The following is a 20498-nucleotide window of genomic DNA, read 5'->3' on the forward strand; positions in this document are numbered from 1 at the left end:
CAGATTATCCTCGGATCGCCCAGAAGGCCAAGTTCAAGCCCGGGAACTGCCCGGCGATATGGAAGGCAAAGCCGCCGGAGTTGCTTAGTTGCTGCCAATGCTCACTGCCCCGGTCCAGCTCGTAATAAGTGCTGCCCGCGTGGTACGGCAGTTGGCGCGGCGCCACCGGCAACGGCACCAGGCCAATGCCCGGCAGTTGCAGGTTGACCATGTCGCGGATGTGCTCCACCGCGCCGACCTTGCTCTGCTGGCCGAAGCGGCCGCGCAGGGTTTCGCCAGGCACATCGGCACGCACCACCAGGATGAAACTGGCGTTGTCGAGCAGGGTTTTGTCGGCGAGCATCGCCACGTGGATGCCGTAGGCTTTCTCGACAATCGGGATCGGTGTGGCTTTGCTATCGATCAACATCGACAGCGCTTCACGCAGAGCCGCCATCACCGGGGCGTAGCTCAGGGCCAAGTCATCGTGCTGGTACTGCGGGTATTCGTGGGGACGACGACCCGAGGTGGAAAAGGTCGAGAACTCACCGGCCAGGCTCACCAGTTCGCTGAAGAAGCGCTCCGGATGCAGTGGGCTCAACTGGCTGAAATGCTGGATAAGCGGCTGGGCGCGGTTGACCAATTGCAGCAGCATGAAGTCAGCAATCTCCGACGCACCACCGGCGCCCGAGGCGACCACGCGGCCGGCCAGGGCTTCGCCGCGCTGGTGCAACAGGCCCAGCAGTTCGCTGCGAAACGCGGTCAGCGGCTTGCTCGCGGCCACGTCCAGTACCGGAGGGATGTAGGTGTCGTCGAGCACCAGGGCGCGGTCTGCACGTTTTTCCTTGATACGCACCAGGCCGATGGCGGCGTAATCGCTGACGCCATCCTGGGCAGTGAGCAGGCGCAGGGCACGGGACCCCACGGCCACGGGCGCACGGTTTTCGAACGGGGCGTTGTCGTCGCGCACTTCGCGCACCTGGCTCACGTAACGTGCGGCTTCCAGCGCTTCACCTTCGTCAACCGTGTCCCGCGCACCCGCGCGTTTGAGCGGCAAGGCCAGGTAGACCAGGCCATCGCGCAGGTTGTCGTCGATGTTCAGCGGGCTTGGTGCCAGGTCGTCCTGGGGGATATTGAACGGCGTGCCGTCGGGCAAAAGGCCACGCGCCGAGACGATGGCCAGCTTGCCCTGGGCCAGCAGGCCCTGGTCGATCAGCAACTCGGAAAAGCCCCAGGCACCAGCGGCCAACGGGCGACTGCGGGCGTCGATCAGGTTTTCCAGGTAACGGTCATGCTGCTGAAAGTGCTGCGTTCCGATGAACATGCCTTCCGACCAGACCACGCGATTGTTCCAGGACATGGGGGCTCCGATTGCTTGTTATTGGGCAGGGCTGGATGGGGAAACCACGACGTCGGCGCGCACGGCACGCACATCGAGGCTGATCTGGTATTCGGTGTACTGGCGCGCCGGCACGTTGATCACCGTGCGCCATTGCGCGCGGTCCAACTCGCGGTAACCCACCAGCAAGCCGATCTGGCGCGTGGACGGGTCGAGATCGCGCTGGATACTCAATTGTTGGCCGGGCTGGACCATCACTTCGTCTTGGTCCAGCAGGTCCAGGCCGAGGGTAGATTGGGCGCGGTCCGCCAGGGCGAAGTAGTCGGAGCGGCCGAAGGTGGCGGCGTTTTTCAGCTCGAAAATGCGCACCCGAACCGGCGCGGCCTGGCCGTTGGGGCCGGGGTTAAGCCCGGAAATCGCATGGAAGTGCAACTCGACCGCAGCAGTATCCGCTTGCTCCTCGGCCGCCGCTTCGGGTTTGACGGCGTCATTGGCACACGCCGTCAGCAGCAGCGCGGTGGCGACTGCGAGTAAAAACCTGGGAATCATCCTGCGTCCTCAATGACGTACTTAGCTATCCGTTGATCCATTGTTGCGGCGCCGCGATTAGCGACGCTGTCGTGCGCTGTGTTCTTCGTAGGCTCGGCTGAATTCGCGGCCGAACAGGTCCTGGAAGTCTTCCTGGGCCTCGCGGGAAATATTGCTGTAGAGCTCGGTGAACTGCTGCCAGTACTGGGCCTGGCGCGAGCCGTTGAAAATGCTCGATAGCCCGCCGGGCTTGCCCATGCGTTCCTCCAGCTGGGCCGGTTCGAAGCGCGTGAGCAGGTGTTTGATTGCGGCTTCCACCCCGGCCATCACGGCCAACTGATGGGCACGCAAGTCGTCGAAACTGTCCCGCACGGCAAGGTCCGGCGCCATAAACGCTTGGTTTCCATGACGAAGCAAAAGCAGTAACGCTTCCTCGGCATTCGGGGCAAATTTCAACGGATTGTTTTCAGCAGGCTGGATCATCGTCTGCTGCATGCGGAATTCGCCCTTGAGGCTGGCGCGTGCGCGCAACACATCGATCAAGCCTTCGACCATCAGCCGGTAGCTGCGGCCGATGCTTTCCATCTGGGCTTCTGCTTGGGCTTTGTCCAGACGCAACTGGTCGAGGCCAGCGCCGCGCAGGAAGGCTTGCAAGAGGTCGGGTTGTTGGCTGTCGGCCACGGGGAGCATAGGCTCGACCACGGGTGGCGGCGGGATGATCGGCGCGCTTGGAGGTGGGGGTGGCGGCGCGCTGACCAACGGCGCTGGCGCGTCGCCGAACAAGTCCCAGTCTTCAGGAATCACCGAGCCCGACACTGGGGGCGCTTCGACCACCGGTACAGCCACAGGTGTCGGCGGACGGAAGTCGTGTTGTTCGCAGGGCACGTGGTCCGGCACGGTCGGCGGCGGCACGGCGGTGGGGCTGAGGAAGTCGAACAGGTCCGGCAAGGTGTCCATCGACGAGGCGCCCTGAAACTGCGGCGCAATTACTGGGGTCGCCAGCGGAGCGTTCACCACGGCCCCCATCAGTGCTTCAAAGCTGTTCGGCGATTCACCGGCAAACGGCTGGCTATCGGCGACCTGAACGTTGAAGTCGATACGCGCTTGAATCTCGTAATCGCCGATGCGGATCAGCTCGCCATTTTGCAGCAGCTCGCTATTACCCCGGCGCATGCGAACACCGGCGTTAACCAACTCCACACCGTTTGTGCTGTTATCGGTTAAATAATAACGGCCATCTTTGTATTGAATTACGCAATGTTGTGAAGACACCAGCCGCTCAGGATCAGGCAATACCCAGTCATTATCCGAACTGCGGCCGATCGCCATCGAGCCCTGATTCATGGACTTTTCGGCGCACTGCCCTGGGGTAATCTTGTGATAACTAGTGATAGTCAAACACAGCGACATCTTGCCTCCTTGCTGATACTTCGCGCGCGAGCGATTCACGGGACAGAGAATCCCGCGAGTTCCCCATCAGATCGTGCCTCCGACCGTCTACAACCTGCCGATGCCAGCATGATCGCTGATCTTAACTGGGCTCTATGACAAAAATCCTGTCCCGGTGCGCCGTTCGACCCACCAGTCGCGCAGGTTGTTAAGCACCGCACATCTGTCACAGAGGGCGAATAGCTTACCTTGACAAGCCCTAACTACTACACCAAAAATGCACAACTTCTTGAACACCAATGATGGCACATTAGTAGCACCGTGCTTATATGACCAAGAAAACATGCAAAGTTCCTCGCGCAACTAATGCATGAATTGCCCGCCATATAACGGGCTGATAGGGAGATCAATTTCAGTGGATGTGCCGTTGCTGCTCACCGCCGTTTCCGCGACTTCGCCTTGTGGCGAAGACATGGAATATGACGCGCAATTTCTCCAACTGGAGCGTGATGCCAAGGGCCAGCCTGAGCGCAGCATGGGTGATTCCATCTTGCCCGCCGAGCCGCCGGACTGGCGCAGCATCCAGCAGCAGAGCCTCGACTTGCTGCAGCGCAGCAAAGACCTGCGCATCACCCATTTCCTCCTGCAAAGTTCCCTCGCCCTCCAGGGTGTGGCCGGGCTGGCCGACGTTCTGAAACTGATCGACGCCCTGTTGCGCGAATACTGGTCCGACCTGCACCCGCGCCTGGATGCCGACGACGACAACGACCCGACCGTGCGCATCAACGCCCTGTCTGGCCTGACCAGTGACGCGACCATTCGCCTGCTGCGCGAAAGCATCCTCACGCGCTCGCGCACCTTCGGCCCCGTGAGCCTGCGCGCCGCGCTGAATGCCAGCGGCCTGATGAATTTCCCCGACGAACAGCTCGGCGCCCAGCAACTGAACGCCGCGTTCCTCGACAGCGACCCCGAACACCTGCAAGCCACCCGCGACGCCTTGAGCGCCGCGCGTGCGGCTTGCGAAGCCATCGAGCAGCAGGTCAGCGACCAGGTCGGTTCAGCCCAAGGCGTGGACCTGACCCTCTTGAAGCAACCGCTCAAGCAGGCGCTGCAAGTGCTTAATCAAGCGGTTCCAGACACCCAAGGCAGCAGCGAACCCGAGGCCGTCAGTGACGACAATGCCCCCTCGGTCGAGTACGCCGCTGCCCCTGCGGCATCGCGCCCGGCCGGCGATATCGCCAGCCGCGATGATGTACTGCGCAGCCTGGACAAGATCCTTGCGTACTACACCCGTCACGAGCCTTCGAGCCCGCTGCCGGTGCTGTTGAACCGAGCGAAGAATCTGGTGCATGCCGACTTTGCCGCGATCGTGCGCAATCTGATTCCCGATGGCATGTCCCAATTTGAAAACCTGCGCGGGCCGGACGGCGAGTAAGCCGTCCGACTGCGCAGTAACAACACCGTCGCTCAAGCGACCAGGAGCAGCAACGTGGCGAAGCAAAGTTCTCAGAAATTCATCGCGCGCAACCGCGCGCCTCGGGTGCAGATCGAGTACGACGTCGAGCTCTACGGCGCCGAGAAAAAGGTCCAGCTGCCCTTCGTGATGGGTGTGATGGCCGACCTCGCCGGCAAACCTGCCGAGCCTCTGGCGCCAGTGGCTGATCGCAAGTTCCTTGAAGTGGACGTCGACAACTTCGACTCGCGCCTCAAGGCCATGCAGCCGCGCGTAGCGTTCCACGTACCGAACGAATTGACCGGCGAAGGCAACCTGAGCCTGGATATCACGTTCGAAAGCATGGACGACTTCAGCCCGGCCGCCGTGGCGCGCAAAGTCGACTCGCTGAACCAGTTGCTCGAAGCCCGCACCCAGCTGGCCAACCTGCTGACCTACATGGACGGCAAGACCGGCGCTGAAGAAATCATCATGAAGGCAATCAAGGACCCGGCACTGCTTCAGGCACTTGCCAGCGCGCCTAAGCCTGCAGGGGACCAATAATCATGACTGACAATACCGCCCGCGAAGGCAGCCAGATCCTGGGTGCCACCGAAGAAGCCAGCGAGTTCGCCAACCTGCTGCTGCAAGAGTTCAAACCCAAGACCGAGCGTGCCCGCGAAGCCGTGGAAACCGCTGTGCGCACCTTGGCCGAACAGGCTCTGGCGCAAACAGACCTGGTGTCCAACGACGCGATCAAGTCGATCGAATCGATCATCGCCGCCATCGACGCCAAGCTCACCGCCCAGGTCAACCAGATCATCCACCATCAGGACTTCCAGCAGCTGGAAAGCGCCTGGCGTGGCTTGCACTACCTGGTCAACAACACCGAGAGCGATGAGCAGCTCAAGATCCGCGTGCTCAACATCTCCAAGCCGGACCTGCACAAGACCCTGAAGAAATTCAAGGGCACCGCGTGGGACCAGAGCCCGATCTTCAAGAAAATGTACGAAGAAGAATACGGCCAGTTCGGCGGCGAACCGTATGGTTGCCTGGTCGGCGACTACTACTTCGATCAGTCGCCTCCGGACGTCGAGTTGCTGGGCGAGCTATCGAAAGTCTGCGCGGCCATGCACTCCCCGTTCATCGCTGCGGCCTCGCCAACCGTGATGGGCATGGGCTCGTGGCAGGAACTGTCGAACCCGCGCGACCTGACCAAGATCTTCACCACCCCGGAATACGCCGGCTGGCGCTCGCTGCGTGAATCGGAAGATTCGCGCTACATCGGCCTGACCATGCCGCGCTTCCTGGCGCGTCTGCCGTATGGCGCCAAGACCGACCCGGTGGAAGCTTTCGCCTTCGAAGAAAATACCGACGGCGCCGACAGCTCCAAGTACACCTGGGCCAACGCCGCATACGCGATGGCGGTGAACATCAACCGTTCGTTCAAGCACTACGGCTGGTGCTCGCGCATCCGTGGCGTGGAGTCCGGTGGTGAAGTGGAAAACCTGCCGGCCCACACGTTCCCTACCGACGACGGTGGTGTGGACATGAAGTGCCCGACCGAAATCGCCATCAGTGACCGCCGTGAAGCGGAGCTGGCGAAGAACGGTTTCATGCCGCTGCTGCACAAGAAAAACACCGACTTCGCCGCGTTCATCGGCGCCCAGTCGTTGCAGAAACCGGCCGAATACGACGACCCGGACGCCACCGCCAACGCCAACCTGGCCGCGCGCCTGCCGTACCTGTTCGCCACCTGCCGTTTCGCGCATTACTTGAAGTGCATCGTGCGCGACAAAATCGGTTCCTTCAAAGAGAAGGACGAGATGCAGCGCTGGTTGCAGGACTGGATCCTCAACTACGTCGACGGTGACCCGGCGCACTCCACCGAAACCACCAAGGCCCAGCACCCATTGGCTGCCGCCGAAGTGATCGTGGAAGACGTCGAAGGCAACCCGGGGTACTACAACTCCAAGTTCTACCTGCGCCCGCACTACCAGCTCGAAGGGCTGACCGTGTCGCTGCGCCTGGTATCGAAACTGCCTTCGGCGAAAAGCGCCTAACCCACGGATGAGCTGGCTCTTCTGTGGGAGGGGCTTGCCCCCGATAGCATCACTGGGGTGTGACTGACACACCGAGGTGCCTGCATCGGGGGCAAGCCCCCTCCCACACAAAGGCACTGCCCATTTGGAGTTACTCAAATTCAGTGGCAAGCGCCACACAGGGAGAAAACATGGCTGTTGATATTTTCATCAAGATCGGCGACATCAAGGGCGAGTCCATGGACAAGGCCCACAAGGACGAAATCGACGTACTGAACTGGAGCTGGGGCATGGCCCAGTCCGGCAACATGCACGTGGGCGGTGGTGGTGGTGCAGGCAAGGTGAATATCCAGGACCTGTCGCTGACCAAGTACGTCGACAAAGCTTCGCCGAACCTGATGATGCACTGCGCCAGCGGCAAGCACATCGACAAGGTCAAGCTGACTGTGCGCAAGGCCGGTGGTGAAAGCCAGGTCGAGTACATGGTGATCAACCTGGAAGAAGTGCTGGTCACGTCCCTGAGCACAGGCGGTTCGGGCTCCGATGACCGCCTGACCGAGAACGTTACCCTGAACTTCGCCCAAGTGATGGTTGACTACCAGCCGCAGAAAGCTGACGGCACCAAAGACGGCGGTGCAATCAAGTTTGGCTGGAACATTCGTTCCAACACCAAGCGCTGATAGCCCTGGTGGCCGTGGTCTCATGCCACGGCCACTAGCCCTGCCCCTCAGAACAACCGTCCCTCTCACAACCCGTCCGTGGAGCTGCTTTGGTGGTAACTGAAATCGCTTCCCGCGACCGTCTGCAACCGTCCTTGCTGGACCGGCTGACTGACGACGACCCAACCAATCCCAAGGAAAGCGCCGACAAACGCGTGCTGTCCCTGACCCAATTGAAAGCCTCGGTGCTGCGCGACCTGGCGTGGCTGCTCAATACCACGTCGTTGCTCGATGCCGACGCCACGCTGCACACCCCGGCCGGTACCTCGGTGGTCAATTACGGCCTACCTGCATTGGCGGGCAACAGCGTTTCCAGTGTCGACATCAAGGCTCTGGAAGCCCTGATCTACCAGGCGATTGCCACCTTTGAACCGCGCATCCTTCGCCATACCCTGCGGGTGAAGGCCCGCGTCGGCCATGGCGAGATGAATCACAACGCCCTGAGTTTCGAGATCGAAGGCGACCTGTGGGCGCAGCCAGTGCCGTTGCGCCTGTTGCTGCAAACCGACCTCGACCTTGAATCCGGCCACGTGCGCGTGGTCAATGCCGACCAGCGGAGACGCCCATGAATCCGCGCCTGCTGGAGCTGTACAACCAAGAACTGCATCACGTGCGCGAGAGCGCCGCCGAGTTCGCCAAGGAATACCCGAAGATCGCCAGTCGGCTGACGTTGTCTGGCATGGACTGCGCCGACCCGTATGTCGAACGTTTGCTTGAGGGCTTCGCTTACCTCACCGCCCGCGTACAGCTCAAACTCGACGCCGAGTACCCGACCTTCACCCACAACCTGCTGGAAATCGCTTACCCGCACTACCTGGCGCCGACCCCGTCGATGACCGTGGTGCAATTGCAGACCGACCCCGACGAAGGCTCCCTGGCCAGCGGTTTCCCGCTGCCGCGCGACACCGTGTTGCGTGCCGCCCTGGGCCGCGAAACCCAGACCTGCTGCGAGTACCGCACCGCACACCCGGTGACGTTGTGGCCGTTGCAGGTCAGCAATGCCGAGTACTTCGGCAACCCCGCCGCCGTACTCGGTCGCCTGGCCGCCAGTGAGCCGAAAGCCAAGGCCGGCCTGCGCCTGACCCTACGCACCGGCGCAGAATTGCCGTTCAACAGCCTCGACCTGGACAACCTGCCGCTGTACCTCAGCGGCGCCGACGAGCAGCCGTTCCGCCTTTACGAACAACTGCTGGGCAACGCCTGCGCGGTGTTTGCGCGCAAGCCCGGTGGCGATTGGGTTGAGCGGTTGCCCCAGGACGCACTGCGCTCCCGGGGTTTCGACGATGCCGACGCGGCTATGCCGGTCGTTGCGCGCGCATTCCAGGGCTATCGGTTGTTGCAGGAATACTTCGCCCTGCCCCACCGTTTCCTGTTCGTCGAATTCGCCGAACTGAGCCGCGCGGTCAAACGTTGCGACGGCCAGGAGCTGGAGCTGATCGTGCTGTTCGACCGTCACGAACCGAGCCTGGAAGGCAGCGTCGGCGCGGCGCAATTCCTGCCGTTCTGCACCCCGGCGATCAACCTGTTCCCGAAGCGCGTGGACCGCATCCACTTGTCCGACCGGGTCAACGAACACCACGTGATCGCCGACCGCACACGGCCGATGGATTTCGAGATTCACTCGCTGAGCGGCATCACCGGCCACGGTACTGGGCCAGAGCAGCCATTTTTGCCGTTCTATGCGGTACGCGATCCATCCCGTTATGGCCGCGACCAGGCGTACTACACGGTGCGTCGCGAGCCGCGCGTGCTATCCAGCGACCAACGCCGCAATGGCCCACGCTCTACCTACGTGGGCAGCGAAACCTTCGTCAGCCTGGTGGACAGCCGCCAGGCGCCCTACGGCCACGACCTGCGCCAACTGGGCGTGACGGCGCTGTGCACGAATCGCGATTTGCCGTTGTTCATGAGCGTGGGCAATGGCAAGACCGACTTCACCCTCTCCGACAGCGCGCCGGTTTTATCCGTGCGTTGCGTCGCCGGCCCAAGTCGCCCGCGCGCCAGCCATGCCCATGACGCCAAGGCCTGGCGCCTGATCAGCCAGTTGTCGCTCAACTATTTGTCCCTGAGCGAACAAGGCCAGGGCGCGGGTGCCTTGCGCGAATTACTGCGCCTGTATGGCGACAGCAATGACGCCGCCCTGCAATTGCAGATCGAAGGTCTGCGCGACGTCAGCAGCAAGGCCGTCACCCGGCGCCTGCCGATGCCCGGACCGATCGTATTTGGCCGCGGTCTTGAGATCACATTGGAGTTCGATGAAAACGCGTTTCGCGGTACCGGCGTGTTCCTGCTCGGTGCGGTGCTGGAACGCTTCCTGGCACGCTACGTGTCGATCAACAGTTTTACCGAGACGGTGATCCGTACCACCGAACGCGGCGAGATCATGCGATGGAAAGCCAAGCCCGGGCGTCGTCCGACCCTGTGAGTACTTTGGATGCGATGCATCAGGAGCCCTGGGAATACGATTTCTTCCAGGCGCTGCGGCGTATCGAGTGCGAATCGCCGGACCTGCCGCGCCTGGGCCATTCCCTGCGCCTGGCAGACGACCCGCTACGCTTGGGGCAACAGGCCGATTGCACGTTCGCCCCGGCCACCCTGGCGTCGGTCGACCCCGGCGGCGATGGCAAACCCGCACGCCTGGAGCAGTTCTTCTTTGGCCTCGGCGGCCCGAACGGCCCGTTGCCGCTGCACATCACCGAGTACGTACGCGAGCGCCAGCGCAACAATGCTGACAGTACCAGCAAGCAGTTCCTGGACGTCTTCCACCACCGCCTGCTGAGCCTGTTTTATCGGGCTTGGGCCGAGGCGCGGCCGACGGTCAGCCATGACCGACCGGATGATGACTACTGGTCTGCACGCCTCGCCGCCTTAAGTGGTCGAGGCATGCCGAGTCTGCTCAACCAAGGGCTGATTCCCGACACGGCGAAGCTGCATTACAGCGGTCACTTATCAGCGCAAACCCGTTACCCAGACGGTTTGAAGGCAATCCTCGGCGAGTATTTCGGCCTGCCGGTGGAGATTGAAGAATACGTCGGCCAATGGCTGGAACTGCCAGAGCGCAGCCGTGTGAGTGTCAGCGCCAACCGGCTGGGTGTGGACTTTTGCCTGGGCAGCCATGTGTGGGACCGCCAGCACAAATTCCGTATCCGCCTGGGCCCGCTCAAGCTGGACGACTACATGGGCATGCTGCCCGGCAGTCAGCCGTTCAACGAGCTGGTGGCGTGGGTGGCCGAGTACCTGGGCCATGAATTGGACTGGGACTTGAACCTGGTTTTGCAACAACCCGAAGTACCGGCGCTGCAACTCAATGGCCAGTTCCGCCTGGGCTTTAACACCTGGCTCGGCAATCCCGAGCATGACGCCAACGACCTAATCCTGGCCCGGCATTACGCCGATCAAGCCACCACCTCAAGGAATCCAGAGCATGGGTGAAATCAGTCGCGCCGCACTGTTCGGCAAACTCAACAGCGTGGCCTACAAGGCCATCGAAGCCGCCACCGTGTTCTGCAAGTTGCGGGGCAATCCGTATGTGGAACTGGCCCACTGGTTTCACCAGTTGCTGCAACTGCAGGACTCGGACCTGCACCGCATCATCCGCCAGTTCAACGTCGAGCCGGCGCGCCTGGCCCGTGACCTCACCGAAGCCCTGGACCGCCTGCCGCGTGGCTCGACGTCGATCACCGACCTGTCGTCCCATGTGGAAGAAGCCGTGGAGCGCGGCTGGGTATACGGCAGCCTGATGTTCGGCGAAAGCCAGGTGCGCACCGGTTATCTGGTGCTAGGCATCCTCAAGACGCCAAGCTTGCGCCACGCGCTGCTGGGGTTGTCTTCGGAATTCGACAAGATCAAGGCCGAGGCACTGAGCGAGCGTTTTGATGAATACGTTGGCGACTCGCCGGAAAACGCCTTGAGCGCCAGCGACGGCTTTAACGCCGGTGTTCCAGGCGAGGCCAGCGGCGCCATGGCACCGAGTGCGATGGGCAAACAGGAAGCCCTCAAGCGTTTCACCGTCGACCTGACCGAACAGGCTCGCAGCGGCAAGCTCGACCCTATCGTCGGCCGTGACGAAGAGATCCGCCAACTGGTGGACATCCTCATGCGCCGCCGCCAGAACAACCCGATCCTCACCGGTGAAGCCGGCGTCGGCAAGACGGCCGTGGTCGAAGGTTTCGCCCTTCGCATCGTCGCCGGTGACGTGCCGCCTGCACTGAAAGACGTGGAACTGCGCAGCCTCGATGTAGGCCTGCTGCAAGCCGGCGCCAGCATGAAAGGCGAGTTTGAACAGCGCCTGCGCCAGGTCATCGAAGACGTCCAGGCCTCGCCCAAGCCGATCATTCTGTTTATCGACGAAGCCCATACCCTGGTAGGTGCCGGTGGCGCCGCCGGGACGGGTGATGCAGCCAACCTGCTCAAGCCTGCCCTCGCCCGTGGCACCCTGCGTACCGTGGCGGCCACCACCTGGGCCGAGTACAAGAAGCACATCGAGAAAGACCCAGCGCTGACCCGCCGCTTCCAGGTCGTGCAAGTTGCTGAACCGTCGGAAGACAAAGCTCTGCTGATGATGCGCGGCGTGGCATCGACCATGGAGAAACACCACCAGGTGCAGATCCTCGACGAAGCCCTTGAAGCCTCGGTAAAGCTGTCTCACCGCTATATCCCGGCGCGCCAGTTGCCCGATAAATCCGTAAGCCTGCTGGACACCGCCTGCGCCCGCGTCGCCATCAGCCTGCACGCCGTACCGGCCGAAGTGGACGACAGCCGCCGCCGCATCGAAGCCCTGGAAACCGAGCTGCAAATCATCGCCCGCGAGCATGCCATCGGCATCGACATTGGTGCGCGCCAGAGCAACAGCGAAACCCTGTTAAGCGCCGAGCGTGAGCGCCTGGCGACCCTGGAAACCCGCTGGACCGAAGAGAAAAACCTGGTGGATGAATTGCTCGCCACCCGTGCCACCCTGCGTGAAAAGGCCGGGGTTGTGGACAGCGATGCGGGTAACAACGAGAGCGATGAGTTGCGTGCGAAACTGGTCGATCTGCAACAGCGACTGACCGCGCTGCAAGGCGAAACTCCGCTGATCCTACCGACCGTGGATTACCAGGCCGTGGCCTCGGTGGTCGCTGATTGGACCGGTATCCCGGTGGGCCGCATGGCTCGCAATGAACTGGAGACGGTGCTTAACCTCGACCAGCACCTGAAGAAACGCATCATCGGCCAGGACCACGCCCTGCAGATGATCGCCAAGCGCATCCAGACCTCCCGAGCCGGCCTCGATAACCCGAGCAAGCCGATTGGCGTGTTCATGCTGGCCGGCACATCCGGCGTGGGCAAGACCGAAACCGCCCTGGCCTTGGCCGAGGCCATGTACGGCGGTGAGCAGAACGTGATCACCATCAACATGAGCGAGTTCCAGGAAGCTCACACGGTGTCGACCCTCAAGGGCGCGCCACCGGGCTATATCGGCTACGGCGAAGGCGGCGTGCTGACCGAAGCAGTGCGGCGTAAACCCTACAGCGTGGTGCTGCTGGACGAGGTGGAGAAAGCCCACCCGGACGTGCATGAAATTTTCTTCCAGGTGTTCGACAAAGGCGTGATGGAAGACGGCGAAGGCCGGGTGATCGACTTCAAGAACACCCTGATCCTGCTGACCACGAACGCCGGTACCGAGCTGATTTCCCGCGTCTGCAAAGACCCGGCGAACATCCCCGAGCCAGAAGAAATCGCCAAGGCCCTGCGTCAGCCATTGCTGGAGATCTTCCCGCCTGCCTTGCTCGGCCGCCTGGTGACGATCCCCTACTACCCGCTGAGCGACGAGATGCTCAAGGCGATCACCCGCCTGCAACTCAACCGCATCAAGAAGCGCGTGGAGAATACCCACAAGGTCGCCTTCGACTACGACGACGCGGTGGTCGACCTGATCGTCTCGCGCTGCACCGAAACCGAAAGCGGCGGACGCATGATCGACACCATCCTCACCAACAGCCTGCTGCCGGACATGAGCCGTGAGTTCCTCACGCGCATGCTTGAGGGCAAGGCGCTGGCGGGTGTGCGCATCAGCAGCCGGGATAATGAATTGCACTACGACTTCAGCGACGCCGAATAACGACTGTTGGAATGCGGTTTAAGTGTGGGAGGGGGCTTGCCCCCGATGGCGGTGAATCAGTCGCCTGATACCTCAACTGACACACTGCTATCGGGGGGCAAGCCCCTCCCACATTTGAACTCAGTTTCTTCAGTTATTTAGTCATTTTCGAGACGCCCGATGCTATTCAACCAAGCCTCACGCCTGGCCAAGATCACCAGCCCCCTCGGGCCGGATGTGCTGCTGCTCAATGAAATGGGCGGCGGCGAAGAGCTGGGCCGACTGTTCAACTATGAGCTGCAACTGACGTCCCTGGACGCCAACATCGACCTCAACCAGTTGCTGGGCAAGCCGATGAGCGTCGGCGTGCAACTGGCGGACGGTGGTGAGCGGCACTTCCACGGAATCGTCGCGCGTTGCAGCCAGAACATCGATCAGGGTCAGTTCGCCAGTTATCAGGTGACGCTGCGCCCGTGGTTCTGGCTGCTCAGCCGCACCTCCGATTGCCGGATCTTCCAGAACCTGAGCATCCCGCAGATCATCAAGCAGGTGTTCCGCGACCTGGGTTTTTCCGACTTCGAAGACGCCCTGAGCCGGCCGTACCGCGAGTGGGAGTACTGCGTGCAGTACCGCGAGACCAGCTTCGATTTCGTCAGCCGCTTGATGGAGCAGGAAGGCATCTACTACTTCTTCCGCCATGAACAGGACCGTCACGTGCTGGTGCTGGCCGACGCCTATGGCGCCCACACCACGGTGCCAGGCTACGCGTCTATCCCGTATTACCCCAAGGACGAGCAGCAGCGCGAACGCGACCACATGCACAACTGGCACCTGGCGCAGGAAGTGCAACCGGGCTCCCTGGAGCTCAACGACTACGACTTCCAGCGCCCCAGCGCCAGCATCGACGTGCGCTCGGCCATGCCGCGCCCGCACACTGCCGGCGACTACCCGCTGTACGACTACCCCGGCACCTACGTGCAAAGCGCCGACGGCGAACACTACGCGCGCACCCGCATCGAAGCCCTGCAAACCCTGCATGAGCAAATCGAGTTCGCCGGCAACGCGCGCGGGCTAGGTTCTGGCCACCTGTTCAGCCTCACCGGCTTCAGCCGCCAGGACCAGAACCGCGAATACCTGATCGTCGGCTGCCGCTATTACATCGTCCAGGAAAGCCTGGAAAGCGGCGGCGGCTCGGGCTCGGCGCAGTTCGAAAGCAGCCTGACCTGCATCGACGCCCAACAAAGCTTCCGCCCGCTGGCCAACACCCACCGCCCCATCGTCAAAGGCCCGCAGACCGCCTTGGTTGTAGGCCCCAAAGGCGAGGAGATCTGGACCGACCAGTACGGCCGCGTAAAGGTGCACTTCTACTGGGACCGCCACGACCAATCCAACGAAAACAGCTCGTGCTGGATTCGCGTATCGCAGTCTTGGGCCGGCAAGAACTGGGGCTCGATGCAGATTCCACGGATTGGCCAGGAAGTGATTGTCAGCTTTCTTGAAGGCGACCCCGACCGGCCGATCATCACCGGCCGCGTGTACAACGCTGAGCAGACCGTACCGTACGACCTGCCGGAAAACGCGACCCAGAGCGGCATGAAAAGCCGTTCGAGCAAGGGCGGCACACCGGCCAACTTCAATGAAATCCGCATGGAGGACAAGAAGGGGTTGGAGCAGTTGTATATCCATGCCGAGCGAAACCAGGACATCGTCGTCGAAGTGGACGAAAGTCACTCGGTAGGGCATGACCGCAACAAGAGCATCGGGCACAACGAGACGGTGACGATTGGGAATAACCGTGTGCGCATCGTCAAGCAGGAAGACATCCTTTCTGTGGGCAAGAGGAAAACCGACAGTATCAGCCAGAGCTACGTGATTGAAGTGGGCGAAAACCTACGCCTGGTCTGCGGTAAAAGCATTCTGGAGTTGAACGCCAGCGGGCAGATCAACCTGAGCGGCGTCAATATCAGCTTCCACGCCAGCGGCGATGCCGAGTTCAACACCGGCGGCGTGCTGCACCTGAACAACGGGGGCGGCCCCGGCGCCACGCCCGATGGCCAAGGCCAGAAAGGCGCCATTGACGCCAATATCAAGGCAGCGTTCCCCGCACCTAAAAGCTCCTGACGAGACCTGTTTGCCATGACGTACCGAATCAACGAATTCCAGTTTCAACTGCCCGCCAGTGAGTTGCAGGACGCGACGATCAACATCCTCAAGTTCCCCGAACTGGGCACGTCCCTGATCGTCAGCCGCAGCCTGCTGGCCGAAGGCGAAACCCTGCACAGCAACTTCAACGACCAACTCCAGCGCCTGGAAAAACAGGTGCAGGACTTGCGCTACCAACCGGGTGTCGATGTGCGCCTGGGCGCCGCGCAAGAGGTCGAAGGCATCGAGCTGCGCAGCCAGTTCAACAAGGGCAATGACAAGGTGTTCCAGTATCAGTTGGCCCTGGTGATACCGGGCACACGCAAGATGCTCGCGTTGAGTTATGTGAAGGCGGATAAGCTGGGTGATGCCGAGGCGGCGCATTGGGCGTTGATCAAGAACTCGCTGTCGTTCGACGCGCTTTGATGAGCGACCTGCATGTCTGACGCACTTTGGGCGGCCCGGATGGGCGATGCGCTCGACCATACCTCGATGATGGCCGACATTCTCGGCGGCGTGCTGGAGGTGGCGGCGAACATCGCGATTACCGCACTGGCCACGGCGGCGGTGGTGGCCGCCACCGGGATCACCGTTGTCACGGGCGGGTTGGGGTGCTTCCTGCTGGGCGCAGTAGTCGGCGTGGTGGTGGGCCTCGCGATGAGCAAGACCGGAGCCGACAAGGGCCTGAGCAATTTATGCGAGGGCATCGGCAACGCGCTGTTCCCACCGACGGTACAGGCCAATATCCTCACAGGATCCCTCGATACCTTTACCAATAACATCCCCTCTGCCCGTGCTGCCGGGGCGGTTGTTTCCCATGTAGCACCGGCCGGCACGGAGTTGGAGATGCAGGCTCCGGAAGAAGAGCCTGAAGCCGAAGCCAGTTACCTGGACATGGCCGGCGAGTTCTTCTCACAGATGTGGCGCCCCACCGTGGCTTCGCCTGCGCCAGGTACAGAAACTAAGCCCGAAGACCTGGTGCTTTGCATGAAGCACCCACCGATGCCGCCGCAGTTCATGGCCGAAGGCTCGGACAAGGTGACCATCAACGGCCAGCCCGCGGTGCGCAGCGGCGATCGCAGCACCTGCGATGCGAAAGTGGTGTCCTCCGGCCTGATCTCCCCCGACGTCACCATCGGCGGCGGCTCGGTGGTGGTGCGTGAGATTCGCAGCGGCAAAACCCCGGGGGTCGGGTTGGCAGTGACTGTGCTGCTGATGCTCAAGGGCGGCAAGGGCAAGTTCTTCAGCAAATTGCCGTGCATGTTGGCCGGCGCGGCGGCGTCGATGGCTGTGAGCAGTGCGATGGGCGCGGCGGCCAACGCCGCCATGGGCTCGTCGAACCCGGTCCATGCGGCCACTGGGGCCAAGGTGCTCGGCGGCGATGACGAACTGGATTTCGTCCTACCCGGCCTGTTGCCGATTGACTGGCAGCGCTTCTACAACAGCCGCGATGAACGCCGTAACACGCTGTTCGGCAAGGGCTGGAGCGTTGCCTACGAAGTGTGCGTCGAAATCCGGCCCCATCCCGAAGGCGGCGACACCCTGGTCTACACCGACGAACAGGGGCGCCCCATCGATATGGGCACCATTCCTTTGGGCGGCGCGGTGTTCAGCGCCGGTGAGGGGCTTGCTGTACGGCGCAACCGCAATGGGCAGTTGTTGATCGAAAGCGACGACGGTGCGTACCGCTTGTTCGAGCCCACCCCGACAAACCCGTCGCTGCTGCGCCTGAGCCAATTGGGTGACCGTAACGACAACCGCATCTATCTCGATTATGACGAGGCCGACGGCCTGGTGCGGCTGCGCGACACCTTCGACCTGACTCAGGTCGAACTGATTCGCGACCCACTCCACGTGACCCGCATCGAGCGCGTCTACTCCGATCAACGCCGAGAAGTACTCGCAAGCTACGATTACGACGCCATCGGCAACCTGGCCGAGGTACGCGATGCCAGCGGCCAAGTGCAAAGGCGCTTTGCCTATGACACCGGGCAACGCATGGTGGAGCACCAGTTGCCCAGCGGCTTGCACTGCTTTTATGAGTGGGCCCTGATAGATGGTCTGGAATGGCGCGTGGTCAAACATTGGACCAATGAAGGTGATGCCTACCGGTTCGACTATGACTTGCAGGCCGGCACCACACGCATTACCGACAGCTTGCAGCGTGTCAGCACCCGGCACTGGAACAGCCAACACCAGATCATCCTCTACAGCGACAACCTCGGCCAGACCTGGCTGTTCGAATGGAACGACGAGCGCCAACTGCTCAACGCCACCGACCCACAGGGCGGCCGCTATGAATACAGCTACGACGAGGCAGGCAACCTCATCGGCGAAACCGACCCCCTGGGGCGCAGCAACTCGACGTTATGGCTGGAGCACTGGGCCCTGCCGTTGGCGCAAACCGACGCCGCCGGCAACAGTTGGCGCTACCGCTATGATCAGCGCGGCAACTGCACCGCCGCCATTGACCCGCTGGGCCATGTCACCCGCTATCGCTATGACGACCATGGCCAGGTCGTCGAGATCATCGACGCCACGGGTAAAAGCAAAAAGCTGCGTTGGAACCCGTTCGGGCAACTGATCGAGCACATCGATTGCTCGGGGTACCCGACCCGGTTCAGCTACAACGAGCAGGGCTTTTTGCAAGTCATCACCGACGCCCTCGGCGAACGTACCCAATTCCACTACGACGCCCAAGGCCGCTTGCTCAGCAGCCAATTACCCGACGGCCGTAGCGAGCAGTACCAACGAGATATCAGCGGCCAACTGACCGCTTATACCGACCCGGCCGGCCACACCACGCGCTATCAACACAACCGCCGGGGCCAGGTGCGCCAACGCACCGATGCCCATGGCCGGCAAGTGCAGTTCGGGTATGACAACTTTGGTCGGCTGCAAGCGCTGATCAACGAGAACGGAGAACGTTACCGGTTTGCCTGGGATGATGGGGATCGGTTGACGGAGCAGCGTAACCTTGATGGCAGCGCGAAACGTTATACATACGATGCCCTCGATAACGTAAACAGAGTCGAGACCATCGCGGCGATGCGAACAGGTCAGCAGACCAATGAAAAAACTATCGTCCAGCATCTGCAACGGGATGCGATGGGCCGACTGACAACCCGAATCACACCAGATGGACAGTCCTGCTTCCGCTACAGTCCGTTGAACCAGTTAGTCGAAGCAATCGCTATCGATAACGACGGCAACCAACAACGAGTGGGCTTCGCTTATGACGCGCGGGGTTATCTCACCGAAGAAAAGAGCACCGCCGGGAACCTGAAGCATCACTATGATGAACTCGGCAATCTAATCCAGACGCAATTGCCTGATGGCCGCCGGATTAACCGCTTGCACTATGGCAGTGGCCATTTGCATCAGCTAAATCTCGACGGCCATGTAATAAGCGACTTCGAGCATGATCGACTGTATCGAGAGGTCATCCGGACACAAGGCCACATCAGTACGCGAAGCGAATATGACCGCAGCGGCCGCTTACGCACTCGCCAACATCGGCATGCCAGCCTAGCGGCCTTGATGCCAGCGCCCGAACAAATACATTTTGAGTTCGATCCCAGCGACCATCTTGTGGGTCGTCTCGAACGGGGCCCACAAGGACAACAACGCCAACTGCTGCACTACGATATGACAGGGCGGATCCGTGCAACCCAGGGAGGCCGCCAAACTCAGAACGAATCATTTTGCTTCGATGCCGCTGCCAATCTTCTCGACAGCTCATCCGGTTCTACAGAGCAGGTAGCGCATAACCAACTGATCACTTATCAGGATAAGCGGTACTGCTACGACGGGTTCGGGAGAGTGATTGAAAAATCCAGCAGACGACACGGTTTACAGCATTTTAGCTATGACACTGATCACCGGCTGATCGAAGTCCGAACGCAAAAACCAGAGGGAGAAAGCGTAGTCAGAATGCGCTATGACCCGCTGGGACGACGGATTGAGAAAACCGAACATAACAGCAAAGGGCAGCTCATAGGCCACACCCGCTTCGACTGGGACGGCCTGCAATTACTGAAAGAGCATAAAAATAGTCAAATCAGCCTGTACCTCTACCTCAATAATGGTCACGAGCCCCTGGCTAGGGTCGATGGTATTGGTGAAGGTCAACGAATTCGTTACTACCACAACGATCCCAATGGACTGCCCCACGCGTTGACGGAAAGTGACGGTCACCCGCTATGGCATGCAGAGTTTCAGGTTTGGGGCAACACAGTCGATGAGACCCGCGAGCCCTACTTTATTGAGGAACAGAACCTGCGTTTCCAGGGGCAGTACCTAGACCGGGAAACAGGCTTGCACTACAACACCTTTCGTTTCTATGACCCAGACATAGGACGCTTCACCAGCCCCGACCCGTTGGGTCTGACAGGAAGCCTCAATCTTTATCGCTATGCACCGAATCCATTCACCTGGATCGATCCGCTCGGACTAAAAGAGGACGAAATCATTCGCTACATGGGCAAAAGCGAAACTGTCGCCTCTAAGGCTGCCAACGGCGGTAAGGGGGGCTTGGTTCCGAATATTAGGGGTGAGAAAGCCATCTGGGTCAATCATGACAGCAACCCCGGCTTCAACCCTGGAAAGGAACAGTATCGGGTAGTGGCCACAGTCAACAATGAAGGGGTCAGCATGCTCAACAATCATAAGGATATTTCTGACGTTGACTATAAAGAGACAGGGTTGAAAGATGGCGTGCTGTCAAAAACGAATGAACCCAAGGCAAAAGGAATCGGTAACCGATTACTCGACAAATTTAACAAAACCATTACCTCCTTTCGAGTCGAGAAAAAAGGCCCGAACGGAAAGTGGAAGACATGCGGATAGC

General features: G+C 61.0%; 14 protein-coding genes. 11 read left to right on the forward strand and 3 right to left on the reverse strand.

What is annotated here, in order from left to right:
* Nucleotides 1–4: 4 nt before the first annotated feature.
* Genes tssK through tagH form a run of 3 tightly spaced genes read right to left on the reverse strand, consistent with a single transcriptional unit; the run spans nt 5 to nt 3256 of the window.
* The gene (gene tssK / locus LRO94_RS00275; protein WP_179179745.1) at nt 5–1339 is read right to left on the reverse strand and encodes a type VI secretion system baseplate subunit TssK; all 1335 of its coding nucleotides are present in this window, start codon (nt 1337–1339) and stop codon (nt 5–7) included.
* A gap of 18 nt (nt 1340–1357) precedes the next feature.
* Nucleotides 1358–1867, reverse strand: a complete 510-nt coding sequence (gene tssJ, locus LRO94_RS00280) for a type VI secretion system lipoprotein TssJ (protein ID WP_122681905.1) — start codon at nt 1865–1867, stop codon at nt 1358–1360.
* A 57-nt stretch (nt 1868–1924) separates the two neighbouring features.
* Nucleotides 1925–3256 carry a type VI secretion system-associated FHA domain protein TagH gene (gene tagH, locus LRO94_RS00285; protein ID WP_179179744.1) on the reverse strand — a complete coding sequence of 444 codons (1332 nt, stop codon included), beginning with the start codon at nt 3254–3256 and terminating at the stop codon, nt 1925–1927.
* A 394-nt stretch (nt 3257–3650) separates the two neighbouring features.
* Between tagH and tssA the strand changes: the two genes are divergently transcribed.
* The 11 genes from tssA to LRO94_RS00340 all read left to right on the forward strand — a co-directional run bounded on the left by tssA (nt 3651) and on the right by LRO94_RS00340 (nt 20497).
* The gene (gene tssA / locus LRO94_RS00290) at nt 3651–4670 is read left to right on the forward strand and encodes a type VI secretion system protein TssA (protein ID WP_099601763.1); all 1020 of its coding nucleotides are present in this window, start codon (nt 3651–3653) and stop codon (nt 4668–4670) included.
* Nucleotides 4671–4724: 54 nt separating this feature from the next.
* The gene (gene tssB, locus LRO94_RS00295; protein WP_010207547.1) at nt 4725–5231 is read left to right on the forward strand and encodes a type VI secretion system contractile sheath small subunit; all 507 of its coding nucleotides are present in this window, start codon (nt 4725–4727) and stop codon (nt 5229–5231) included.
* Between the two features lie 2 nt (nt 5232–5233).
* Nucleotides 5234–6730 carry a type VI secretion system contractile sheath large subunit gene (gene tssC, locus LRO94_RS00300; protein WP_032884437.1) on the forward strand — a complete coding sequence of 499 codons (1497 nt, stop codon included), beginning with the start codon at nt 5234–5236 and terminating at the stop codon, nt 6728–6730.
* A 170-nt stretch (nt 6731–6900) separates the two neighbouring features.
* Nucleotides 6901–7389, forward strand: coding sequence for an Hcp family type VI secretion system effector (locus LRO94_RS00305; protein ID WP_017735732.1), 489 nt, complete (start codon nt 6901–6903; stop codon nt 7387–7389).
* Between the two features lie 92 nt (nt 7390–7481).
* The gene (tssE, locus tag LRO94_RS00310) at nt 7482–7997 is read left to right on the forward strand and encodes a type VI secretion system baseplate subunit TssE (protein ID WP_005792513.1); all 516 of its coding nucleotides are present in this window, start codon (nt 7482–7484) and stop codon (nt 7995–7997) included.
* Nucleotides 7994–9853, forward strand: a complete 1860-nt coding sequence (gene tssF, locus LRO94_RS00315; RefSeq protein ID WP_095185221.1) for a type VI secretion system baseplate subunit TssF — start codon at nt 7994–7996, stop codon at nt 9851–9853. Before tssE ends, tssF begins: the two co-directional genes overlap by 4 nt.
* On the forward strand, nt 9817–10860 hold the full coding sequence (tssG, locus tag LRO94_RS00320) for a type VI secretion system baseplate subunit TssG (protein ID WP_032884439.1): 1044 nt from the start codon (nt 9817–9819) through the stop codon (nt 10858–10860). The genes tssF and tssG overlap by 37 nt, the downstream gene beginning before the upstream one ends.
* Nucleotides 10853–13528, forward strand: coding sequence for a type VI secretion system ATPase TssH (tssH, locus tag LRO94_RS00325; protein WP_179179743.1), 2676 nt, complete (start codon nt 10853–10855; stop codon nt 13526–13528). The genes tssG and tssH overlap by 8 nt, the downstream gene beginning before the upstream one ends.
* Nucleotides 13529–13687: 159 nt before the next feature.
* Nucleotides 13688–15628, forward strand: coding sequence for a type VI secretion system Vgr family protein (locus LRO94_RS00330; protein WP_122681902.1), 1941 nt, complete (start codon nt 13688–13690; stop codon nt 15626–15628).
* Nucleotides 15629–15643: 15 nt separating this feature from the next.
* The gene (locus tag LRO94_RS00335; RefSeq protein WP_032884442.1) at nt 15644–16075 is read left to right on the forward strand and encodes a DcrB-related protein; all 432 of its coding nucleotides are present in this window, start codon (nt 15644–15646) and stop codon (nt 16073–16075) included.
* A gap of 12 nt (nt 16076–16087) precedes the next feature.
* Nucleotides 16088–20497: an RHS repeat-associated core domain-containing protein gene (locus tag LRO94_RS00340; protein WP_179179742.1), complete on the forward strand. Its 4410-nt coding sequence runs from the start codon at nt 16088–16090 to the stop codon at nt 20495–20497.
* The last annotated feature ends 1 nt before the right edge of the window (nt 20498 follow it).

The organism is Pseudomonas sivasensis (assembly GCF_021391435.1).
Lineage (GTDB): Bacteria > Pseudomonadota > Gammaproteobacteria > Pseudomonadales > Pseudomonadaceae > Aquipseudomonas > Aquipseudomonas sivasensis.

Bases quoted from the DNA above. Each gene is read 5' to 3' on its own strand.
- tssK (WP_179179745.1), bottom strand. From the start codon at position 1,339: ATGTCCTGGAACAATCGCGTGGTCTGGTCGGAAGGCATGTTCATCGGA.
- tssG (WP_032884439.1), top strand. From the start codon at position 9,817: ATGGAAAGCCAAGCCCGGGCGTCGTCCGACCCTGTGAGTACTTTGGAT.
- LRO94_RS00330 (WP_122681902.1), top strand. From the start codon at position 13,688: ATGCTATTCAACCAAGCCTCACGCCTGGCCAAGATCACCAGCCCCCTC.
- LRO94_RS00305 (WP_017735732.1), top strand. From the start codon at position 6,901: ATGGCTGTTGATATTTTCATCAAGATCGGCGACATCAAGGGCGAGTCC.
- LRO94_RS00340 (WP_179179742.1), top strand. From the start codon at position 16,088: ATGTCTGACGCACTTTGGGCGGCCCGGATGGGCGATGCGCTCGACCAT.
- tagH (WP_179179744.1), bottom strand. From the start codon at position 3,256: ATGTCGCTGTGTTTGACTATCACTAGTTATCACAAGATTACCCCAGGG.
- tssF (WP_095185221.1), top strand. From the start codon at position 7,994: ATGAATCCGCGCCTGCTGGAGCTGTACAACCAAGAACTGCATCACGTG.
- tssC (WP_032884437.1), top strand. From the start codon at position 5,234: ATGACTGACAATACCGCCCGCGAAGGCAGCCAGATCCTGGGTGCCACC.
- LRO94_RS00335 (WP_032884442.1), top strand. From the start codon at position 15,644: ATGACGTACCGAATCAACGAATTCCAGTTTCAACTGCCCGCCAGTGAG.
- tssH (WP_179179743.1), top strand. From the start codon at position 10,853: ATGGGTGAAATCAGTCGCGCCGCACTGTTCGGCAAACTCAACAGCGTG.
- tssJ (WP_122681905.1), bottom strand. From the start codon at position 1,867: ATGATTCCCAGGTTTTTACTCGCAGTCGCCACCGCGCTGCTGCTGACG.